Annotated in this window: 2 protein-coding genes; one reads left to right on the top strand and one right to left on the bottom strand. The window is 64.0% G+C overall.

The window, feature by feature from the left end:
• Positions 1 to 190: 190 nt before the first annotated feature.
• Positions 191 to 637, bottom strand: a complete 447-nt coding sequence (locus EOA28_RS33470) for a MarR family transcriptional regulator (RefSeq protein WP_127249990.1) — start codon at positions 635 to 637, stop codon at positions 191 to 193.
• 131 nt (positions 638 to 768) lie between these two features.
• Here EOA28_RS33470 and hmgA point away from each other — a divergent pair, with 131 nt between their 5' ends.
• A complete protein-coding gene (hmgA, locus tag EOA28_RS33465) occupies positions 769 to 2,082 on the top strand; it encodes a homogentisate 1,2-dioxygenase (RefSeq protein WP_127249989.1) in 1,314 nt (437 codons plus the stop codon).
• Positions 2,083 to 2,171: the final 89 nt, after the last annotated feature.

Genomic DNA, 2,171 nt, shown 5'->3' with positions numbered 1-2,171 from the left:
GACACGTCGAGTTCCTTCGCCCACCTCTCTGTCCTGCCGGACATCTCCCCCTCAAGGTGGGAGATTGGCGGTTTCGGCGTCCCACTCATCCTGCAACGTTGGCGATTGGCGAAGCCGACGTGACATCTAATCTCCCCCCAAGAGGGGGAGATGTCCGGCAGGACAGAGAGGGGGGCCTCGCGCCAATCTATCAGCCCTTTTCCTCCAAGGCCCCCTCCAGCGCCGCGATCCCCGTCACGATCGCCGCCCGTTCCTCCGCGCTGAACCTCGCCAGCAACTCCCTCTCAAACGCCTTCGCCAGCGGCACCATTTCCCGATAGGCCGCAAGCCCCGCCTTGGTCAGCGCAAGATGCTCGACCCGCCGATCCTTCTCGTCCGGCGTGCGCGTCAGCCAGCGCCGGCGTTCCAGCTCGACCACGGCGCGCGATACCTTGGTCTTGTGCATGGCCGACTGCTCTCCGAGCTCCGTCGCCGTCATCATGCCGCGCTGGCCGAGGCCTGAGAGCGTGCGCCATTCCGGCCGCGTCAGGCCATGGCGCTCCTTGTAGATGCGGGAGAACTCGCGGCTGACGGTGTCCGCAAGCCGATAGAGACGGTACGGGAGAAAGCTTTCCAGTTCGAGGATTTCAGGCTCCATGAAGCGCTCCCCAGGATGCAGCGCGACGTTGATAGTTACATTTTCGATGGTTACAAATGAAACCAGTTTGGTCAACATCGCCGGCAAGCTACGCTTCGCGAGGTTTGGGAACCGGGATCAGGGAGGATCGGATGGGCTTTTCCTACATGCCGGGCTTCGGCAATGACTTCGAGACCGAGACGCTGCCCGGCTCGCTGCCGCAGGGGCGCAACTCGCCGCAGAGGCCGGCCTACGGCCTATATGCCGAGCAACTGTCCGGCTCGCCCTTTACCGCGCCGCGCGGCACCAATGAGCGTTCGTGGCTCTACCGCATCCGCCCGAGCGTGAAGCACACCGGCCGCTTCAAGGGCGCGCGCTACCCGCTGTGGAAGACAGGCCCCAACATCGGCGATCATGAGTTGGCGCTCGGCCAATACCGGTGGAATCCGACGCCCATGCCCTCCGAGCCGACGAACTTCATCTCCGGCATGCGCACCTTCACCACGGCCGGCGATGCTGTCGGGCAATCCGGCATGGCCGCGCATGTCTATGTCGCCAACCGCTCGATGGTCGACGACCATTTCTTCAATGCCGACGGCGAGTTGCTGGTCGTGCCGCAGGTCGGCGCGCTGCGCTTCCTCACCGAGATGGGCGTCATCGAGCTCCGGCCCGGCGAGATCGCCGTGCTGCCGCGCGGCCTGGTCTTCAAGGTCGAGCTCGCCGACAAGGAGGCGCGCGGCTATGTCTGTGAGAACTACGGCGCCAAGTTCACCATGCCGGACCGCGGCCCGATCGGCGCCAATTGCCTGGCCAATCCGCGCGACTTCAAGACGCCCTGCGCTTGGTTCGAGGAGAAGGAGACGCCGTGCCGGCTGATCGTCAAATGGTGCGGCTCATTCCACGTCACCGAACTCGGCCATTCGCCGCTCGACGTCGTCGCGTGGCACGGCAACTACGCGCCCTACAAATATGACCTGGCTACCTTTTCGCCGGTCGGAGCCATCCTGTTCGACCATCCCGATCCGTCTATTTTCACCGTGCTGACGGCGCCGAGCGGCGAGGAGGGCACGGCCAATGTCGACTTCGTCATCTTTCCGCCGCGCTGGCTGGTGGCGGAAAACACCTTCCGTCCACCATGGTACCACCGCAACATCATGAGCGAGTTCATGGGCCTGATCCACGGACAGTACGACGCCAAGGAGGAGGGCTTTGTGCCGGGCGGCATCAGCCTGCACAATCAGATGCTGGCGCATGGGCCGGATGCTTCCGGCTTCGAGAAAGCCACCCGCGCCGAGTTGAAGCCGGTCAAGCTCGACAACACCATGGCCTTCATGTTCGAGACCCGATTTCCCCAGATGCTGACTCGCTATGCCGCGGAACTCGGAACCTTGCAGGAGAACTACATCGACTGCTGGGCCGACCTGAAGAAGCGTTTCAACGGCACCCCGGAGGGCGATTGGTCTTGAGGCTCGCCCGATGAGCGACAGGCTGGTGCTTCTGGGTTCCAAGGGTGGCCCGGCGTTGCGTCCAGGCGGGCCATGGCCGAGCTCATCGC

The organism is Mesorhizobium sp. M2A.F.Ca.ET.067.02.1.1, from assembly GCF_004023285.1.
Taxonomy (GTDB): Bacteria; Pseudomonadota; Alphaproteobacteria; order Rhizobiales; family Rhizobiaceae; genus Mesorhizobium.
The sequence above is the reverse complement of the archived record's forward strand: the minus strand, read 5'-3'. Positions and strand labels throughout refer to the sequence as shown.